At 60.2% G+C, this 20,894-nt stretch carries 9 protein-coding genes; 3 read left to right on the top strand and 6 right to left on the bottom strand.

Annotated features, from left to right (window positions below):
- Positions 1-119 precede the first annotated feature (119 nt).
- The gene (locus AC3WTM_RS22960; RefSeq protein ID WP_102671625.1) at positions 120-971 is read left to right on the top strand and encodes a DUF2242 domain-containing protein; all 852 of its coding nucleotides are present in this window, start codon (positions 120-122) and stop codon (positions 969-971) included.
- A gap of 345 nt (positions 972-1,316) precedes the next feature.
- Here the strand turns inward: AC3WTM_RS22960 and AC3WTM_RS22955 are convergent, their stop codons facing one another.
- From AC3WTM_RS22955 to AC3WTM_RS22930, 6 genes are all read right to left on the bottom strand, one after another.
- Positions 1,317-2,357 carry an AraC family transcriptional regulator gene (locus tag AC3WTM_RS22955; protein ID WP_102671624.1) on the bottom strand — a complete coding sequence of 347 codons (1,041 nt, stop codon included), beginning with the start codon at positions 2,355-2,357 and terminating at the stop codon, positions 1,317-1,319.
- A gap of 2 nt (positions 2,358-2,359) precedes the next feature.
- Positions 2,360-3,490 carry a carbon-nitrogen hydrolase family protein gene (locus AC3WTM_RS22950; RefSeq protein ID WP_102671623.1) on the bottom strand — a complete coding sequence of 377 codons (1,131 nt, stop codon included), beginning with the start codon at positions 3,488-3,490 and terminating at the stop codon, positions 2,360-2,362.
- A 201-nt stretch (positions 3,491-3,691) separates the two neighbouring features.
- Positions 3,692-5,020 (bottom strand): TolC family outer membrane protein, encoded by a 1,329-nt coding sequence (locus tag AC3WTM_RS22945; RefSeq protein ID WP_102671622.1) that lies wholly within the window; start codon positions 5,018-5,020, stop codon positions 3,692-3,694.
- Between the two features lies 1 nt (position 5,021).
- Entirely contained in the window at positions 5,022-6,362 is a 1,341-nt protein-coding gene (locus AC3WTM_RS22940) for an HlyD family type I secretion periplasmic adaptor subunit (RefSeq protein ID WP_102671621.1), read from the bottom strand.
- 6 nt (positions 6,363-6,368) lie between these two features.
- Positions 6,369-8,105, bottom strand: a complete 1,737-nt coding sequence (locus AC3WTM_RS22935; protein WP_102671620.1) for a type I secretion system permease/ATPase — start codon at positions 8,103-8,105, stop codon at positions 6,369-6,371.
- A 307-nt stretch (positions 8,106-8,412) separates the two neighbouring features.
- Positions 8,413-8,790 carry a hypothetical protein gene (locus AC3WTM_RS22930; RefSeq protein WP_146023719.1) on the bottom strand — a complete coding sequence of 126 codons (378 nt, stop codon included), beginning with the start codon at positions 8,788-8,790 and terminating at the stop codon, positions 8,413-8,415.
- On the opposite strand from AC3WTM_RS22930, the gene AC3WTM_RS22925 reads away from it, so the two are divergent.
- Both AC3WTM_RS22925 and AC3WTM_RS22920 read left to right on the top strand, forming a co-directional pair.
- On the top strand, positions 8,777-20,017 hold the full coding sequence (locus tag AC3WTM_RS22925) for a peroxidase family protein (RefSeq protein WP_102671618.1): 11,241 nt from the start codon (positions 8,777-8,779) through the stop codon (positions 20,015-20,017). The genes AC3WTM_RS22930 and AC3WTM_RS22925 overlap by 14 nt on opposite strands.
- A 115-nt stretch (positions 20,018-20,132) precedes the next feature.
- Positions 20,133-20,798, top strand: coding sequence for a hypothetical protein (locus AC3WTM_RS22920; RefSeq protein ID WP_306283498.1), 666 nt, complete (start codon positions 20,133-20,135; stop codon positions 20,796-20,798).
- Positions 20,799-20,894: the final 96 nt, after the last annotated feature.

Here is a 20,894-nt window from a genome sequence, read left to right as displayed (position 1 = left end):
GTGACTTTTGCGTAAAACCGGGGTCAATCAGCCTGTAACCGTTTTAAGACACGATCGATGCTCCGCTAAGCATCGATCTGTTGCACAATATGCCCCAACTGTTTTCCTCAGGATGTTCAATGTTTAAATCACTTCCCATGCGGGTTGTCGGACTGGCAGCCGTGCTTGCTGCTGCGGCCGGTTGTTCATCGAACAAGACCGCCATCTATGAGCATGAGAATTTCGACGACTCTGGTACCTTTTCCCGAAACTATCCGGTCACCGATACCCAGAGCTGTGAAGCCGCGCGTCGTGCCTTGCTCAGCCAGGGTTATATCATCACCAGCAACGATTCGAAGCTGGTCAGCGGTCACAAGAGCTTCCAGCAAACCGGCGAGAACCACATGGAGATCAGCTTCAGCGTGGTCTGTACCGATGACGGCAGCGAAGGGCACCATGCGACCGTATTCGCCAACGCCCTGCAGGATCGTTATGCGCTGAAGAAGACCAACAACTCCGCCAGTCTCGGTGTGGGTGTGTTGGGCTCTGTGTCGATGCCGATCGGCTCCTCCGATGACTCGATGGTCAAGGTCGCCAGCGAAACCGTATCGTCTGCCAAGTTCTACGAGCGTTTCTTCGCACTGGTCGAACTGTTCCTGCCGCCGGAGGCAAAAAAGGCTGCGCATATCCCCGAAAAGCCGAAAACGGACCTGGGCATGCCTGAAGCCCAGGCAGCGCCGGCACCACTGGCACCTGCTCCGGCAGCGGCCCCCGCTGCAGAGCCTGCTGCACCAGCGCCTGCACCTGCATCCATTGAAGCGGCTCCAGCGGCCTCCGAGCCGGTTGCTCCACCTCCTGAAGCGGCGCCGATCACGCCGACCGAACGTGTAGAGCCTGCATCGTTCCAGGAAATCGTCACGCCACCGTCGAACCCGAGTGACTTGCCTGCGCCGAGCGAACCCATCCCGGCGATGCCTGCCTCCGGCCAGTGATGGAGACGATCACGGGATCGGGTCGGATGACCCGATCCCGTGGCCAGCCAAAAGATTGACCCTCGTCAACCAAGGCCACTGTTCTGTGGCCACCCGCGAAAAAATCCGATGATAAATTCCTGACCAGCTGCTACGTTTTATTCAGTAGCGACAGAGTGTCGTGTCCGCGTCATTTTTCTTTCACGTGGGCACTTTATGCTTAGAGAGTTGGTCATTTTATTTAGACGTTTTCAGCATGGGTTGGGGGATTCAAAAATGGACGATTATCAAGAAGAGCTGCTCGAGTACCAGGCTTTCGAACTGGACCCATTGGAGCCGGCGGAAGACGCTACCGAGTTGTAGGCATCAGGCGGATTGGCGATGACTGCGGCGAAATTCGCCGGGGGTCTGTCCGTTCCAGCGTTTGTATGCGCGTTGAAACGCTTCGGCTGAGGCAAAACCCAGCAGGTAGGCGATCTCTCCGAACGCCAGTTCGGTGTCGCGTATGTAGGTCATGGCCAGGTCGCGACGGGTGTCGTTGAGAATTGCACGAAACTGCGTGCCTTCTTCGGCGAGCTTGCGGCGCAGGGTCCAGGTGGGCAGCTTCAGGCGTGCCGCCACCTCTTGCAGGTCGGGTTCCCGGCCACCATTGAGCAATGGGCCCAGCAGCGCGATGATGCGCTCGCGCAGGCTGCGGGTGCGTGTCAGTTGTTCCAGTTCTCGCTCACATAGTTGCAGCAAATGCCGCCAGGTACTCGGGCAATGCTCGGGGTTGCGCTGGGCGAGACTTTCCAGGCTCAAGCGCAGTTGATTGCGCTCGCTGCCAAACTGAATCGTACAGTCACCCAACACGTCATAGGCCGCGCGGTAACCGGGCTCCTCGAATTCGATCTCGATGCGTTCGGCGCGCAGCGGGACAGGGCTGACACTGGACAATTGCTGCAACCAACCGGCGATGATCGAATCCACCACAAAGCGGTTGTAGGCGTTATAGGGGCTGATCGAATAGAAGCGCAGCCAGGCGCCCTGGGCGTCTTCGTGAAAGCTTGATTGACCCCGATAATTGGAGCCATACAAGGCTTCGAATCGAATCAGGCAGCGTGCGGCTTCTCGTACCGTCGGCGCCTGGGCCGCAGTGACGCCAGCAAGGCCAGCCTGGCTCAGGCGACTGAGCTGGCCCATGCGCAAGCCAAGGGCCGGGTTGCCGGTCAGTTGAATGGCGCTGTGGCCCAGGCGCATGTAGCGCGGTATCGACAGTCGGGCACCGGCTTCACTCAGGCGTCCGGCATCGAGGCCGTATTGATCGAGCAGTGGCTGTGGATCGACACCATGACTGCGCACGGCATCGGCCAGGCTATGAACAAAGCCCACCGACAGATCGCCCAGGCGCATCGGCTGCGGCTTCATGGCTACAACCAGAGGTTCAGCAAGCGCGCACCATGGGCATTGCCGTCGGCAAAATGCTGGCCGTTGCTGCTGAGGAAACTGTATCCGGCGCTGCCCTGGTCCCAGAACTGACCCCGCAGGAACACACTCATGCCAGCGACGGCGTGACTGGCGGGAGTCCGGGTCGTGAGATTCAGGCGCTGCCAGGCCTGGCCTTCACTGACTTCTCCAGGCTTCAAGATGACCGATGTCGGCGTTGACGAGCCTCTGTAGCCACGCCACGGTTGATCCCAGGTGCCACGGCCGGTAACAAAGGCCGGTACCGCGACCAGTTGTACGCTTTGGTCGTTGAGCTTGAGGTAGTTTTCCGGGTACCAGCTGTCGTGACCGATCAATACGCCCAGTCTTCCGGCGGGGGTATCAACGACATTGAGCGAGTGCTCGCCGTTCGCCTTGATCCCGTTCTGTTCTGCGAAGAACGGGTGTATCTGGCGCTGGGGCTGGCCGATCGGCAGGCCTTCGCTGTTGAACACCACGCTGCTGTTGTACAGCGCGCCGCGGCCGATTCTCAAAGTGCCGTCGATGATGCTCGGTTCGGGCAGTACGATGGAACCCGCCACCAGCGTCACGTGGAATTCCTTGGCCAGCCCTCCGAACAATGCCTGGTAGTCTCTGGCCATCGCCTTGGCTTTCATGCGCAGGTGGGCATCGTCCAGACGGTTGCCGCCCTCGGCGCTGATCAACGCCTTGGCGAACTTCAGGGGATTGCTCACCGCCAGCCAGTTCATGGCCTCCTTGAGGGTGCTGGCCTGATACAACTCATCCTTCTCGCCGCTGACCATTAGCCAGGTACCGACGTGTTCCGGTAACACGACGACAGTCTTGCCGTTCAACAGACCCTGGTCCCGGGCTGCTTGCAGATAGGCCGCGAGCTTGCGGTGCAAACGCTGGGGGCTTTGATAATCGGTGGGAAACAGTTCGGGCTGAATGCCCAACAGATTGCCACGGTCCGCAGGCGTGCCCTGGTCGACAGCCAGATTGATCCGCAGATCCGAAAGGTAATGACCTACGGGCCGGTCTGCGGCCCACATCGCGTAGGTCGTGAGGGCGGCGAGCAACGCCATGGAGAATGTCAGGTACAAAAGTTTGCGCATGGGGAAACAGTTTACAGCCTGGAACTGGTTCGAGCATAAAGGGAATCAAGGCCTTAGTGGGCAAATTTCAAGCGTTGGCTGTTTTTTCCGCAGGCGGCTGCCTTTTTGTGCCGCGATGCGGCCATGAATGGCTGGATGGGGATCATGGGAGGAGGGGCGCCGGTCTGTCGTCATTCGACTTGACCGACCGGCAGGTGAGCGTCAGTTGGTGACCAGCAGTTCCGGGCCGAGGTAGTTGTTGATCTGGTCGATATCGTCGTCGCCCAGGCTGCCCACCGAGGAGGCCAGGCGCAGGCGCGACATCAAATAGCGTAACTTGGCATCGAACAGATCGTGGCGCGCTACAAAAAGCAGCTCTTCGGCATTGAGGACGTCCGAGTTGGTGCTGGTGCCGCCTTCCTTGAAGCCCTTGCGTGACGATGCCAGTGAGCGCTCGTTGGACGCTACGGCCTTTTCCAGCGCGCGAATGCGTTTGGCACCGCTCAGAATGCCTTGAAACTCACGGGTGGTTCCGGTGATGACTTCCTGTCGCGCGGCGTCGAGTTCATCCAGGGCCTTGTCGCTGTTGGCGCTGGCCTGGCGTGTCAGAGCACTGACGCCGCCACCGCTGAACAGCGGGAAATTGACTTCCAGTCCGATCGAACCGTAGCGGTTGCGTTGATTCAGCTCGGAGAGTGATTGGCTCTCACCCGCGGTGTAGCCAGCGATGAAATCCAGTGTCGGCCAGTGGCCGGCCCTGGCGCGTTTCACTTCTTCTTCGGCGAGGTCACGGCTATAGCGACGTGCATGGATCAGCGGGCTATCGGTCTGGGCTTTGACCAACCAGTCCTGCAGGTTGCTTGGTAGCAGTGGTGGTGTATCGAAGCTCGGACGCAAGGTGGTCAGCGATTCGGGGGTTTCACCGATGTATTCCTCCAGCTTGCGGCGCGCGTTGACCAGGTTGTCCTGCGCTTCGATCAGTTCGGCTTCGGCGAGGTCACGGCGGGCGGTCGACTCGTCGACGTCGGTGACGGTGCCGGCCCCAAGTTCTAGGCGCCGTTTCGCCGAGGCGAGTTGTTCGTCGAAGGCGTTTAGTTTGGACTTGGCCAGGGAGATGGTTTCGCTGGCCAGGAGCACATCGAAATAGCTTTCGGCCAAGCGCACCGCGGCGTCCTGGCTCTTGGCATCGAATACCGCATTGCTGTAGTCGGCACGCTGCTGACCCTGGCGGTACTCGGCCATCTTCTGTTTGTTGAACAGCGGTTGGCGCAGGCGCACGTTGGCGCCCTTGGAGTCGTAATGGAGGTCTCTGTCGATGTTGTTCTGGCTTTGGGTGCCATTGACCTTGTTGTTGTAGGCCGAGGCGTTGACCTGTGGTAGCAGGCCGGCCTTGCCGATGGCGCGGTTTTCCCCACCGGCCTTTTTTTCATTCACGGCGGCCTGGTAGATAGGGCCCTGGAACTGCAACAGGTCCCAGGCTTGCTTGAGGTCCATGGCGCTGGCCGGCAAGGCCAACCCCATCAGGCAGAAGAGCAGGCAATGACGATCCATTTCATTGTTCCTTGAATGAGCTGTCCACACGTTCGAGCATTGGTTTAAGAAGATAGCTCAACATATTGCGTTCGCCTGTCTTGATGGTGACGCTGGCGGGCATGCCGGGGCGAATGTGATTGGTGCCAAGCAGGTTCATGCCGTCGGGGGTGACTTCCACCTGGGCCAGATAGAACGGCTGCTTGCTTTCCTCGTCCATCAGGCGGTCCGCGGAGATGGTCATCACGCGTCCGGGGATATTTGGCGTCTGGGCATGGTTGAATGCCGGGAAGGAAATGTCCACGGGCAGGCCGGGGACCATTTTGTCGATGGCCTGCACGGGAATCATCGCGTCGACTTGCAGCGGCTCGTTGAGCGGAACGATTTCCATGATCTTGAAGCCGGGCTGAATGACCCCGCCGACAGTGGCAATGCTCAGGGCCTGGACCATGCCGTCGATCGGCGAGCGGATCACCGTGTGGGTCACTTCATAGTCGAGCGCGCGCAAGCGGTCGGCCAGGGTGGTGTTTTCCTTGGCGGTTTCAGTTAGTTGCGATTCGACTTCCTTCAGGTAGTCGTGCTGACGCTGCAGGATACGCAGCTTGATTTCAGTGGTCTGGCTACGTACCCGGGCGATGTTGTTGAGGTTCTCGGCCTGACCGGCGGAGAGCTCGGCATTGTTGCGTTCCAGCTCAAGCAGGCGGTTGCGCGGCACATAACCTTCGGCCGTCAGCACTCGGGTGCCTTGTAGTTCCTGGTTGAGGAAGCTGATCTGCGAGGCACGGGCGCTATAGACCTGCTGCAGGCCCTTGAGCTGCACTGCCGACGCCGCCAGGTTTTCCTGCAGGATGCTGATTTCGCCAGCGAGACCGGCGCGTCGTGTATCTAGCAGGCGCTGTTGCAGATCCATGGCGGCTTCCAGGCGTTGGTCACCCTTGAAGCGCTTGAGCAGTTCGGGATCGAAGTTCACCACGTCGCGGTTGTCACGTTCCGCTTCCAGACGGTTTTCCACCGTCTTGCTGACGATGTACTGGGCGCTGACCGCCCCCTGTTCGGCAAGGGCACGCAACGAGTCGAGGCGAACCACCTCCTGACCCTTTGTGACCAGATCGCCTTCGCGAACGAGAATGGCCTCCACGGTACCGCCGCTCAGATGCTGCACGGCCTTGCGATTACTGGTGACTTTGACCGTGCCTGTCGCCACCACACCGGCATCCAGCGGCGCCAGCCAGGACCACAGGAGGAAGCCGCCGAAACCGGCGAGCACCAGCCACACGCCCCAGCGCGCGGGCTTACCGACGTCCAGATCCACCACGCTCCTGGGATCGGCTTGAATCATCTCGGTGTGTTGGCTCAGTTGCATGATCGGTCACTCCCGTGCTTTGACGGAGGCCAGTGGGGTCGACGCGCCTGCAGGGATCACACTGGCCTTGCGCAGCGCTGCGAATACTTCATCGCGCGTGCCGAGCATCTGCACACCGCCGTCGCGCAGCATCAGTACCTTATCGACGGCACAGAGTACGTTGGGACGGTGAGAAATCAGAATGACGGTGGCGCCACGGCCCTTGAGTTCGGCCAGAGCATCGACCAAGGCCTTTTCGCCGACGTCGTCGAGGTTGGCGTTCGGCTCGTCCAGCACGATCAGATTGGGCTCGCCATACAGCGCGCGCGCCAAGGCGATTCGCTGCTTCTGGCCACCGGATAGCGGGCTGCCATCGGTGCCAAGGCGGGTGTCATAGCCCTGCGGAAAACGCAGGATCATCTCGTGCACGCCAGTGATCTTGGCGGCGCGGATAACCGCTTCGCTGTCCACTTCGCCAAAGCGCGCAATGTTGTCGGCGATATTGCCCTCGAACAGCTCCACGTCCTGTGGCAGGTAGCCGAGCCAGGGGCCAAGCTCGCCCTTGTTCCAGGTGAATATGTCCGCACCGTCCAGGCGCACCTTGCCGGCCTGCGTCGGCCAGACGCCAACCAGCAGGCGGGCGAGGGTGGATTTGCCCGAGGCGGATGGGCCGATAATGCCGAGGCTTTCACCGGGGACAAGGCTGAAACTCACTCCGCGCAGAATCGTGTTGGGGGTGCCCGGAGCGCCTGCATACACATTCTCCACCGCCAGCATGCCCATTGGTCGTTGCAGCGACATGCTCGGTGGCCGGCGCGGAAAGTCTTGCAGCATCTCGTTGAGCCGGCCCCAGGCCGAACGGCAGCCGAGCAGTTGCTTCCACGACGCGATGACCTGTTCCACCGGGCCCAGCGCGCGACCGGTGAGGATCGAGCAGGCAATCATCATCCCCGGGGTGATCTTGCCTTCGATCGCCAGCAGCGCGCCGGCGCCGAGGATCAGTGACTGCAAGGTGATCCGCACAAAGCGCCCGGTGCTGCTGATCAAGGCGGCACGATCGGAGGCCAGAGTCTGCATTTCCAGAATGCGCAAATGGCTTTGGAACCAGCGCTTGCTGATCGACGGCAGCATGCCCATGGCCTCGATGACCTCGGCGTTGCGCAGGTTGTTGTTGGCGTACTGGCTGGAGGAGAGGGCGGCCTGATTGGCTTCGGCCAGTGGCTTCTGCGTCGCCTTTTCAGTGAGCCAGGCCAGAGCCACCAGAATCAGCGAGCCGATCAGCGTGATCAGTCCGAGTATTGGGTGAATCAAATAGGCGACCAGCAGGTAGATCGGCGTCCACGGCGCATCGAAGAAAGCGAACAGGGAGTTGCCGGTGACGAACTGACGAACCTGGGAGAGATCTTGCAGGGCCTGGGCCGGGTTACCTCCGGCGCGGTTCAGGTTGCGCTCGAATGCAGCGGTGAAAATTCGTCGGTTGAGGTCCATGTCGAGGCAGTTTCCGACCCGGATCAGTACACGGGTGCGGACCATTTCCAGCGTGGACATCAGCAAGAACAAGCCTACTACCAGGACAGTCAGCATCGTCAGCGTCGTGACGTTGCGACTGACCAGGGCTCGATCGTAAACCTGCAGCATATAAATAGCTGGCGTCAACATCATGACGTTTATGACGCCGCTGAACCCTGCCAGCAAATAAAAGCTGCGGCGCAGACGAAAGAGCGTGTCGGCCAGTTCTGAACGGATGCTCGACTGCTTGGGCATTTTGATCCTCCCACTGCGAAAAGCCGATTGCCCTTGGAGCGCAACAGCCAACAGTAAATGTAGTCCCGTAAACAGCTTATGGACACGCAGGCTGGTCGCTCTATGGATGGCGAGTCTTCCGAAATCGCTGCGTTGCTCCCTTATCCAGCAGCGTAGGTGGCGCTGAATCACTCCGAAATAACATTTCGCTCTATACCAGCGCATAACTTTCTATATGTCCTTAAAAAACAGATAGTTGTGTTGCCTAACGCCGGTCGTCTGTTTTAGCGACGTATTATTGACAAAGTTTTGCTATGGAACTTTAGTCTTAGTTATCGGGGGGGCCACCCGCCTGAAGCCTGTCATCGTTTTGGCAACGCAGGGCGTAGTGATTTCCCGGGAGGAGCAGGACCATGTCGATCATTTCGTTGTTTTGCAGAGGGAAGGGGCTGTCCAGGACGTTCGCCTTCACTTCCAGATTCCATGGCCCGCCCAGGGTTCGATGCCGCTCTGCCTGATCGCCCGGCGAGCAATTCATATCGCGAATTCCAGGCGCGAATCCCGGGTCCCGGGTAACGCCAGCTATCGCAAAAAAAACATAACCAACTAACTGCGCAAGCCAGCACTTGACTTGGCGCGGGAGGATTTTTTCGTCCCGCGCCTTTAACCAGACAGATCGAGGGCAATCCAAAATGGCCAATTTCAACAAGTCGGACCTGGAATTCATCCTCAAGCAAATCTTTATCGCCGAGGCGAATGCCGCCGGCACCAGCCTCATTGATTTGCTTCCCAATACCCAGGTGCCGTTCGGCCTGCGTACCGTCGATGGCAGCTTCAACAACCTGGTCACCGGCCAGAGTGATTTTGGCGCCGCGGACGCTGACTTCCCACGCCTGCTCGATCCTTCCTTTCTATCGGCGCAGTACGCCGGAACAGGGACGGTGATCGACCCGCAACCACGGATTATCAGTAACCTGGTCGTCGACCAGACCGCCAACAACCCGGCGGCCTATGCCTCAGCGTTCGACCCGGGCCTGGACGGTGTGCTCAACTTCGGCACGGTGGGTAATGACGACGTACTCAAGGATGGCGTACAGATAGTCACCAGCCCCGGACTGGATGGCGTGTTCGGCACGGCCGATGACAAGGACGTGTTCTTCATGCCCAACGTGTCGCCGGACGTCGGCCTGACCGCCAGCTTCAACTCGTGGATGACCTTCTTCGGTCAGTTCTTCGACCACGGTCTTGACCTGGTCACCAAGAGTGCGACTGACGTCGTGTTTGTTCCGCTGCAGGCGGACGATCCGTTGTTCGTCCCGGGCAGCTCGACCAACTTCATGGTGCTGTCACGCGCAGTGCATACCGCCGGTGCGGACGGGGTAGTCGGCACGGCCGATGATGGTCAGACCAATACCACCTCGCCGTTTGTCGACCAGAGCCAGACGTACGCCTCGCACCCGTCGCATCAAGTGTTTCTGCGCGAGTATGTCCTCAATGCGGCAGGCGAACCTGTTGCAACGGGGCGCTTGATCACCAACCGCGACCTCGGCGCCGATGGCCTGTTCGGCACCGCCGATGATGGCGCCAGCGAAAATGGCGGCATGGCGACCTGGAAGGTGGTCAAGGCACAGGCCCGAGACATTCTCGGCATTGACCTGACTGACGCTGACGTACACAACGTGCCATTGCTGGCAACCGATGCATACGGCAACTTCATCCGCGGGCCTAACGGCATGCCGCAGGTGGTGATTCGCATCAGTAACGGCGCTGATGGCATCGCCGGGACAGCGGACGACGTCACTCAATTGGTCGAAGGCAACCGGGCAGCTCCTATCAGCCTGGCCAGTGCCGTGAGTACCGGGCATGCCTTCCTCGACGACATCGCCCACAACGCCGCGCCGGTAGTCGTAGGCGGGGTTCTGCAGGCGGATGCCGACATCGCGGTCGGCAATGCCCAGCCCGTTGGCCCTGGCGGCAACAACCTGACCTATGACAACGAGTTGCTTGACGCCCACTACATTGCCGGCGACGGCCGGGTGAACGAAAACATTGGCCTGACCACCGTGCACCATGTGTTCCACTCCGAGCACAACCGCCTGGTCCAGCAATCGAAGGACACCATCCTTGCCTCCGGCGACCTGGCTTTCCTCAATGAGTGGCTGGCGGACGATGTGGCTGCAATACCGACTACACCTGGCGAGATTGCGGCATTGGTATGGGACGGCGAACGCCTGTTCCAGGCCGCCAAGTTCGGTACCGAGATGCAGTACCAGCACCTGGTGTTTGAGGAGTTCGCGCGGACCGTTCAGCCACAGATCGACGAGTTCCTCGCGCCCTCCGGCTATGACACCTCGATTAACCCGGCCATCCTCGCCGAGTTCGCCCACGTGGTGTATCGCTTCGGTCACTCGATGTTGACCGAGACCGTCGATCGCTTCGACCCCGCGTTCAATCCGCTGCTCACTGACCCCACCAACCCGGACTCGCAACTGGGTCTGATCGCGGCCTTCCTCAACCCGCTGGCGTTCGCTGGCAGCGGGGTGACTGCGGACGAGGCGGCAGGGGCAATCATTCGCGGTGTTACCCGCCAGGTCGGCAACGAAATCGATGAGTTCGTCACCGAAGCGTTGCGCAACAACCTGCTCGGTCTGCCGCTCGATTTGCCGGCCCTGAACCTGGCACGTGGTCGCGACACGGGTATCCCTACCTTGAATGAGGCGCGTCGCGAGTTTTACGCATCCACCGGCGACAGCCAACTCAAGCCCTACATCAGTTGGGCTGACCTGGCAGACAGCCTCAAGCACCCCGAGTCGCTGGTCAACTTCATCGCGGCCTATGGCACCCATAGCACGATTACGGCGGCGACCACGCTGGCAGACAAACGCGCTGCAGCCTTTGCGCTGGTATTCAACGGTGCGGGTTCGCCGGCTGACCGCCTGGACTTTCTCAACAGCACCGGTGCCTACGCCAACGTAACCCAGGCCGGCGCTGATGGGGTACTGGGTACTGCCGATGACGTGACCGGTGTGACGGTCACGGGCGTCGACGACATCGACTTCTGGGTCGGTGGCCTCGCCGAACAGAAGATGCCGTTCGGCGGCATGCTCGGCTCGACGTTCAACTTTGTGTTTGAAACCCAGATGGAGGCGTTGCAGAACGGCGACCGCTTCTACTACCTGGCTCGTACCGCGGGCCTGAACTTCGGCGCCGAGTTGGAAAACAACTCCTTTGCCAAGCTGATCATGCTCAACACCGATGTCACCCACCTGTCGAACACCGTGTTCCTGACGCCGACGTTCACCCTTGAGGTGGATCAGACCACTCAGTTCACCGGCCTTGGCGTGGATGGCCGCGCCGATCCGACCGGCGGTATCATGATCAACGGTGTGGAAGTCGTGTCGCTGGTAATTCGCGACAACCCCGATACCGTGGGTCCGGACACCAATTATCTGCAGTACACCGGTGAAGACCATGTCGTCATGGGCGGCACTGCCGGCAATGACATCATCATTTCCGGTGAGGGCGATGACACCCTTTACGGCGACGGAGGCAACGACCGCCTTGAAGGCGGTGCCGGGAATGATGCGGTACTGGGCGGCGCGGGTGATGACATCATCAGTGATTCGTTCGGCGACAACCGACTGGAAGGCAATGACGGTAACGATGTGATCATCGCTGGCAGCATGCTTGTCGGAGGCAACCTGATCCTGGGTGGCGATGGCCAGGACTTCATCATCACCACGGAAGACATCTCCCTGACCTTTGGCGGGCAGGGTGACGACTTCATACTCGGTGCCAAGACCAACCTGCCACCTATGGGTGGCGAAGGTGATGACTGGATCGAGAAGGGTACCCAGGACGGTGCGCCTGGCGATAACTTCTCACCACTGCTCAATGACGATGTGATTGGTAACGACATCTTTATTGGTGGTGGCGGTTTCGACGAAATGATCGGCGAAGGTGGCGATGACATTTTTACCGGCAGCGATGCCCAGGACAAGATGGAAGGCATGTCCGGTTTCGACTGGGTGACCTACAAAAATGACAGGGTCGGCGTCACCGCTGACCTGACCATGGCCGCGCTGGCGCAGCCACACGGCAATACACCCAACCAGAATGCCGGCATATTCAATCCGGTCGGTGCCTCACCAGCCTCGATTCTCGACCGTTTTGCCGAGGTCGAGGGTTTGTCCGGTTCGAGTTTCGGCGATGTGCTCAAAGGCGATAATGTTGATGCAGTCACTATCGCCAACCACGGTGGTACCACGGGCAGTGCGCTGACCAATGTGGCGTTGATCCGCGGTCTGGACCAGTTCCTGGCAGATGCCGGTTTGCCGGTCACCGGTTTTGCCACCGGCAACATCATCCTCGGCGGTGATGGCAGTGACCTGATCGAAGGTCGCGGTGGCGATGACCTGATCGATGGCGACAAATGGATCAACGTCAGGATTGCCGTTTATGATCCGGCAGACGTCAACCATACCGGCCCTGAGATCGCCAGCTTTGACAGCATGGTCGATATGATCCCGTTGATGCTGGATGGCACCATCAACCCTGGTCAACTCAAGGCCGTGCGGGAAATCATGCCCGGCACCTCGACTGGCGGGGCGGCCTTCGATACTGCCATTTACTCCGGCCTCGAAGCCGAATATGCGGTGACTGTCGACGACCGTGGCACCGCCGATGTGACGGACGATGTCTGGACAGTGGCCGATACCGTCGCAGGTCGCGACGGTACCGATACCCTGCTGCATATCGAACGCTTGCAGTTCGCCGATAACCAGCAAGTGCTGATACCGGGTCTGAATGCACAACCGGTTGGCAGTCCGACGGTCGCTGATGGCAACGGCGGCGCGATCACCGTGGGCGATACGCTGACGGTCAGCGTGGCCGGCGTGCGCGATGCCGACAACGTTGCGGCGGGTAATCCGCTGGGCTTGATCACCAACTCCTCTGTGTCCTACATCTGGCAGTTCGAGGCCACTCCAGGCAGCGGCGTATTCGAGGACATCATCCTGTTGCCGGCCGGCGACCTGGCGTTCCAAAGCGCCGATGGTACGGCGTTCAAGGTCTCCCCTGACCTCGCCGGGTTGTCGTTGCGGGTCAAGGCTATCTATCAGGACGGTCACGGCACCACGGAGATTCTGTTCTCCACGCCGACGGCTGCCGTAGTCGCTGGTGCACCGGTCACGCCAACACCGCTGGTACCTGTAGTCGATGCCACCTCGGGTGGCGCGGGCCTGCACATGGTCCGCTCCGACCTCAACTTCATTCTTGACCAGATCAAGATTGCCGAGGCTGATGCGGCCGGTCAGGACATCCTCTCGCTGATCCCGAACATCCGCGCGCCGCTGGGCCTGCGTACGGTCGACGGGTCGAACAACAACCTGTTGAACCTCAACGGCAACAACAACACCGAGTTTGGCGCCGCCGATAACCTCTTTCCGCGCATAAGCGATCCGGTCTTCAATCCGGCGGAACAGGGAACGTCGTATACGCAGAACGGCGGCCTGGTGATTGACTCGCAACCGCGCACCATCAGTAACCTGATCGTCGATCAGACAGCGAACAACCCGGCGGCCTATGCCACGGCTTTCGACCCGGGCTTGGACGGTGTGCTCAATTTCGGCGCGGTGGGTAACGACGACGTGCTCAAGGATGGCGTACAGATTGTTGCCAGCCCCGGGCTGGATGGACAGTTCGGTACTGCCGACGACCGCGATGTGTACCTGTTCGAGAACACCACGGCAGACGCGGGATTGTCCGCGCCGTTCAACGCCTGGATGACCTTCTTCGGGCAGTTCTTCGATCATGGTCTGGACCTGGTGACCAAAGGTGGTTCAGGCACCGTGTTCATTCCGCTGCAACCGGATGATCCGCTGTTTGTGCCTGGTAGCCTGACGAACTTCATGGTCCTGACTCGCGCGACCAACCAGCCGGGGGCGGATGGCGTTCTCGGCACGGCCGACGATATCCATGAGCACACCAACACCACCTCGCCGTTCGTGGACCAGAACCAGACCTATAGCTCGCACCCGTCGCATCAGGTGTTCCTGCGCGGTTATGAACTTACCGCCAGCGGCCCCGTAGCGACAGGCCGGTTGATCACTAATCGTGACCTGGGGGCGGATGGCACGTTTGGCACCGCTGACGACGTTGAAATCGGTGGTATGGCAACCTGGAAGGTGGTTAAGGCTCAGGCACGCGACGTGCTGGGTATCAATCTGACCGACGCCGATATCGACAGCGGCCCGCTGCTGGCGACTGACGCCTATGGCAACTTCATCAAGGGGCCGAACGGCTTCCCGCAGGTTGTCATTCGGGTCAACAACGGGGCGGATGGCATTGCCGGCACCGCCGATGATGTCACTACGCTTGTCGAAGGCGATCCGGCCAATCCGGTAAGCCTCGTGAACGCGGTGCGCACCAGCCATGCCTTCCTCAACGACATCGCCCACAACGCCGTGCCGGTCGTTACCGGCGGGGTTCTGCAGGCGGATGCTGACACCCTTGTCGGTAATGCGCAGCCCGTTGGCCCGGGCGGCAACAACCTGACCTATGACAACGAACTGCTCGACGCGCACTACATCGCCGGCGACGGCCGGGTCAACGAAAACATTGGCCTGACCGCGGTGCATGCGATCTTCCACTCCGAGCACAACCGGCTGGTTGCGCAGACCAAGGACACCGTGCTCGATTCGGGTGACGTGGCCTTCCTCAACGAGTGGCTGTTGACTCCGGTGGCCGCGTTGCCAACTACCCAGGCTGAGTTCGATGCGCTGCAGTGGAATGGCGAGCGCTTGTTCCAGGCTGCCAAGTTCGGCACCGAGATGCAGTATCAGCACCTGGTGTTCGAGGAGTTTGCGCGGACCATCCAGCCCAACATCGACCTGTTCTTCGCACCGACCCAGGTCTATGACGTCGACCTCGATCCTTCGATCGTCGCCGAGTTCGCCCACACCGTGTACCGGTTTGGCCACTCGATGCTGACTGAGACTGTCGATCGCTACGATATCGACTTCAACGTGATAGGCGATCCGAGCAGCGCCAATCCCGATCAGCAACTGGGCTTGATCGCGGCGTTCCTCAACCCGTTGGCGTACGCCGCCAGTGGTGTGTCGCCAGAGGATGCGACCAGTGCGATCATCCGTGGGGTAACCCGGCAAGCCGGTAACGAAATCGACGAGTTCGTCACCGAGGCGCTGCGCAATAACCTGCTCGGCCTGCCACTTGACCTGCCGGCGATCAACATCGCCCGTGGCCGCGACGTGGGGATTCCTTCACTCAACGCGTTCCGCCGCGACATCTACAGCCAAACCGGTGACACCCAACTCAAGCCTTACAACAGCTGGGTCGACCTGGTGCAGCACCTCAAGCATCCGGAGTCGTTGATCAACTTCATCGCGGCCTATGGCACGCATGACACGATCACGGCGGCGACCACGCTGGAAGGCAAACGCGCTGCAGCTCTGGCGCTGGTATTCGGTGGAGTGGGGGCGCCGGCTGACCGCCTGGACTTCCTCAACAGCACCGGTGCCTTTGCCAACGTAACGCTGGCCGGCAGCGATGGGGTTCTGAATACTGCCGACGACCTGAGGAACGTGACGATCACAGGCGTCGATGCCATCGATATGTGGATTGGCGGCCTGGCCGAAGCGAAAACCCCGTTCGGCGGCATGCTCGGCTCGACCTTCAACTTCGTGTTCGAGAACCAGCTGGAAAAACTGCAGGACGGCGACCGCTTCTATTACCTGGAGCGTACCTCTGGCCTGTCGATGAATGCGGAGCTTGAAAGCAACTCGTTCGCCAAGCTGATCATGGCCAACACCTCGGCCACGCACTTGCCGGGTGTGGTGTTCACGGATCCGGGGTTCTATCTGGAAGTGGATCAGGGCAGGCAGTTCAACGAAGGTCTGCTCGCCGTCGATCCGCTCGGCCCGAATGGCGAGCAGGTGGTGTTCCGTGACAACCCGCTGACAGTGGGCGCGGACACCAACTACATCAAGTACACAGGTGACCAGCACATCGTGCTGGGCGGCACCGACAACGCAGACATCCTCATTGCCAGTGAAGGCGATGACACGGTCTGGGGCGATGGTGGCAACGACCGCATCGATGGCGGAGACGGCAATGACCAGCTGCGCGGTGGTGCCGGCGACGACATCATCACCGACACTGGCGGCGACGATAACATCCAGGGTGGCGACGGCCACGACGTACTGCACGGCGGCAACGGCGTCAACCTGATCATTGGCGGATTCGGCAACGACTTCATCATTACTGGTGAGGACGCCTCCGAGGCCATTGGTGGCCAGGGCAATGACTTCATCCTGGGCAGCAAAGCCAACGAACAGGACATGGGTAACGAAGGCGACGACTGGATCGAGAAGGGTACCTCGGACGGTGCGCCTGGCGACAACTTCGATCCGCTGGGCAACGACCCGGTCATTGGCCACGATGTATTCGTCGGTGGTAACGAGAACGATAAGTTCAACGGCGAAGGCGGCGACGACATCATGGTCGGCAGTCTCGGCCTTGGTGACCGCTATATCGGCGGCTCGGGCTATGACTGGGCGACCTTCAAGGATCTGGCTCAAGGTGTGAGTGTCGATTTCAGCGACCGCTTCTTCGATGTGCCTCCGCAGCCGGGTTCGGGAGCGTCGGCGCTGGTGCGCTTCGACATCATGGAAGGCCTGTCGGGTTCGTCCCACGGTGACTTCCTGCGCGGTGATAGCCAAGATGCGGCATCGCTACCCACCGCGGGTGCAACTGGCAGTGTGCTGACCAACATCAGCCTGATCAACGGTCTGGCGGGGCTGCTGCCAGTCGGAGCGACGTTCTTCGACGGCGGTAACATCATCCTCGGTGGCAGCGGCAGCGATCTCATTGAAGGTCGCGGTGGCGACGATATCATCGACGGTGACAAGTGGCTGAACGTACGCATCAGCGTACGGGCAAACGCTGATGGCACTGGCGCGGAAATCGCCACGTTCGACAGCATGGGGCCGATGGTCCAGGCAATGTTGAACGGTACTTACAACCCGGGCCAGCTTGTCATCGTGCGGGAGATCCTGACCGGCACTGACAATTTCGACACTGCAGTGTTCTCCGGCAATGCGTCGGAGTACACGGTCGCTGTCGATGGCAACGCTGTCATCGTGACCGACCTGGTTGCAGGGCGTGATGGCGTCGATCGCCTGACCGGCATCGAGCGCCTGCAGTTCGCTGACCAGGCGCAGGCTTCCGGAGTTGGCACTGCCTTGAACAGTGCTCCTGTGGGGCGTCTGGCGATCCTCGATGCCACCACCGGTGCGCGCGAAGATACTCCTGTCGCCGGCCAACTGCTGCGCGTCAGCAGTCAGTCGATACGCGACGCGGACAGTGTCAGTGCGGCCAATCCTACCGGCGCGATTACCGGTCCAGTGTCTTACTACTGGCAGGTCGAAACCATTGCCGGTTCGGGCATCTATGATGACATCACCATTCTCGCCGCCGGTGAGGTATCGCGGGTGACGGGCCTCACCTACCGGGTGACGGATGATGTCGCCGGTCTGAACCTGCGCGTTCGGGCGGTGTATCAGGATGGCAATAGTACGCTGGAGATCGTCGACTCGGCGGGTAACACCGCACCGACTGCAGGGCCGGGCATCCTCGGGCTTGCGGTGCAGAACCAGGTGTTGACCGCCGACCTGTCGACCATTGTCGACGTCGATGGCCTCAGCAATCCGCAGTTCACCTTCCAGTGGCAGGAGACCAACGGGGTTACCTTCGTCGACATCGCCGGAGCCACCGCCAGTACGTTCACACTTGGGCAAGCTCAGGTCGGCGATCAGGTGCGCGTGGTGGTCAGTTACGTGGATGACTTCGGTACCGCCGAAAGCGTTGCGTCCGACGCCACGGCTCCGGTGATCAATGTCAACGATGCACCGACAGGCGCGTTGCTGGTCAGTGACACGACACCGACCCAAGGTCAGGTGCTGACCGCGCTGACGGCCGGGATTGCCGATCCGGACGGGTTGGGCACATTCAGCTACCAATGGCAGCAAGGTGTCGGGACTACCTTCACCAATATCACCGGCGCGACCGCTGCGACCTTCACCCCAGGTGCGGCGCAAGTCAACCAGCAAATCCGGGTGATTGCGCGCTATACCGATGGCTTCGGCACACTGGAGTCGGTGACCTCTGCGGCGACGGCGCTGGTTGTACTGCTGGGGGCGGTGCAAACGGGCGACGCCCTGGCGAACACCCTCGTCGGTACCGCGGGTAGCGATGTGCTGTTTGGCCTGGGCGGGAACGATACGCTCATTGGCCAGGGTGGTGTCGACCAGTTGTTTGGTGGCATCGGCGACGACAATCTCAGTGGCGGAGACGGCAACGACTTCATCAACGGCGAGGACGGTAACGACTTCCTCAATGGCGGTGCGGGTAATGACCAGATGCTGGGCGGAGTCGGCAACGACACCTACCGCGTCGACTCAGCCGGGGACGTGCTGACCGAGTTGACGGGTGAGGGTGCGGATTCCGTACAGACCTCGCTGGCCAGCTTCACACTGGGCGCCAATGTCGAGCATCTGCTCTACCTCGGCGTCGCCAACTTCACCGGCAACGGCAACGCGCTGAATAACGTCATCACCGGCGGGACGGGTAATGACACCCTCAACGGCGCTGATGGCAACGACACATTGATGGGTGGTCTGGGCAATGACGTCCTCACTGGCGGTGCGGGTAATGACGCAATGGTCGGCGGAGCCGGCAATGATACCTATCGCGTCGATTCCGTCGGTGACCTGGTGGTCGAGACAGCGGGTGAGGGTGCCGATTCGGTACAAACGACGCTGAACAGCTACACACTGGGTGCCAATGTCGAGCATCTGCTCTTCACCGGAACCGGCAACTTCACCGGTAACGGCAACGCGTTGAACAACGTCATGACCGGTGGGGCGGGTAATGACAGCCTCGACGGCGCCGGCGGCAACGACACATTGATGGGTGGAGCCGGCAACGACGTCCTCACGGGCGGCGCGGGTAATGACGCGATGGTCGGTGCAGCCGGCAACGATACCTTCCGCGTCGATTCCGCCGGGGACCTGGTGGTCGAGGTGACGGGTGAGGGTGCCGATTCGGTACAAACGACGCTGAACAGCTACACACTGGGTGCCAATGTCGAGCATATGCTCTTCACCGGAGCCGGCAACTTCGTCGGCAACGGCAACGCGTTGAACAACATCATCACCGCCGGGGCCGGTAATGACAGCCTCAACGGTGGTGCTGGCAACGACACGCTGTTGGGTGGCATCGGCAACGACGTCATTGATGGCGCTGCAGGGGCTGACCGGATGGAAGGTGGAGTCGGCAACGATACCTTCCGCGTCGATTCAGCCGCGGACGCGGTTGTCGAGGTGGCGGGTAGCGGTGAGGACTCCGTACAGACGTCGCTGAACAGTTACACACTGGGCACCGATGCCGAGCATCTGCTCTTCACCGGAGTCGGCAACTTCGTCGGCACCGGCAACGCGTCGAACAACGTCATGACCGGTGGGGTGGGCAATGACACTCTCAACGGTGCCGGTGGCAGCGACACCTTGTTGGGCGGCCTGGGCAACGACACCCTCGATGGGGGGGCCGGCAACGATAGTGTTGCGGGCGGTGCCGGCAACGACACGATGAATGCCGCCAGTGGCGACGATATCTTCGTGTTCGGCGCGGGCTTCGGCAACGATCGGATCATCGGCTTCGATACCGACGCTGCGGGAGGGCAGGATCTGCTCAATTTCGTTGCGCTCAACATCACGGCAGCGACCTTTGGCAGCAGTGTCAACGTCGTCGATCTCGGTGCGGATACGTTGCTCAACTTCGGTGCGGGCTCCATCACCCTGGTAGGTGTGGGAGATCCAAACACCGTCTCGGCCACAGACTTCATTCTGGCCTCTTGAGGTCCTGATAAGGACTGTCGCAGGGAGCGTGAACCACGGAGGGGAGGGCAACGGATGCCCTCCCTTTCTCTTTTCACTCTCCGGGGTTTTGTCCGCAATACCATAGGTTATCGGGGTGCCAGCAACGTACTGGAACTCATCAAACTGGTTGGAGCCGCGCGGCGAAATCAAAAAACAATGGAAAAAAGGAAACCCTGCCTTGAACATTTCAGCCATCTGCGTCTTGAGCAGTCTATTGGTTTCGATCGCAGCTTTTGCGACTGGGATGACTCCACTCTTCGACCTGGACTTCACCAGGTCCGCCACGGAAACGCTGAAAAAACTGAATATCGACGACGCTGGCATTATCGCCGTCTCAAGTCCTGCCGCGTTTACCTTCTGCCGAAAAGGATCGCCAACGCTATGGAAGTATCAGGTGTTGGATCTGGAGCAACTGGCGGCGAACCAGACTGGCCAAAAGCGCACTTCGACAGATGATCAGCGTATTACCGTTGAGGAAGTCGAAAGCGCCGCCTGCGAGCAGGATCACCTTGCGCTACTGGTCAAACCGGCTTTTACGCGTGGACTGGTACTTGGCCTGATCACCCTGTTTCTTTTACTAGGCATCCGACACACCTACCGGGCAATCCAGTATTGCCGTTATGACCAGTCCGGGTTTTCGAAATCCGGATTGCAGCGGTTGAGCGAATCCCGGTTACCGCATCATTCAACGGTAATGGCGTTGACCGCGTGGGGTGTAGCCGCGGCCATGGCATTTGTTTACTTCGGGTTTTGGGCATGATCACTGATAGCCCAATGTTGCTGCTCATTTCGATCAATAAGTTGTCATTTACGGTCATTGAGGGATGACGGAACGACTCTTAGTCTGTCGAACATG

It is taken from the genome of Pseudomonas sp. EU05-FHT14B02, from assembly GCF_058791055.1.
This window is presented reverse-complemented; position numbering and strand designations above follow the sequence as displayed.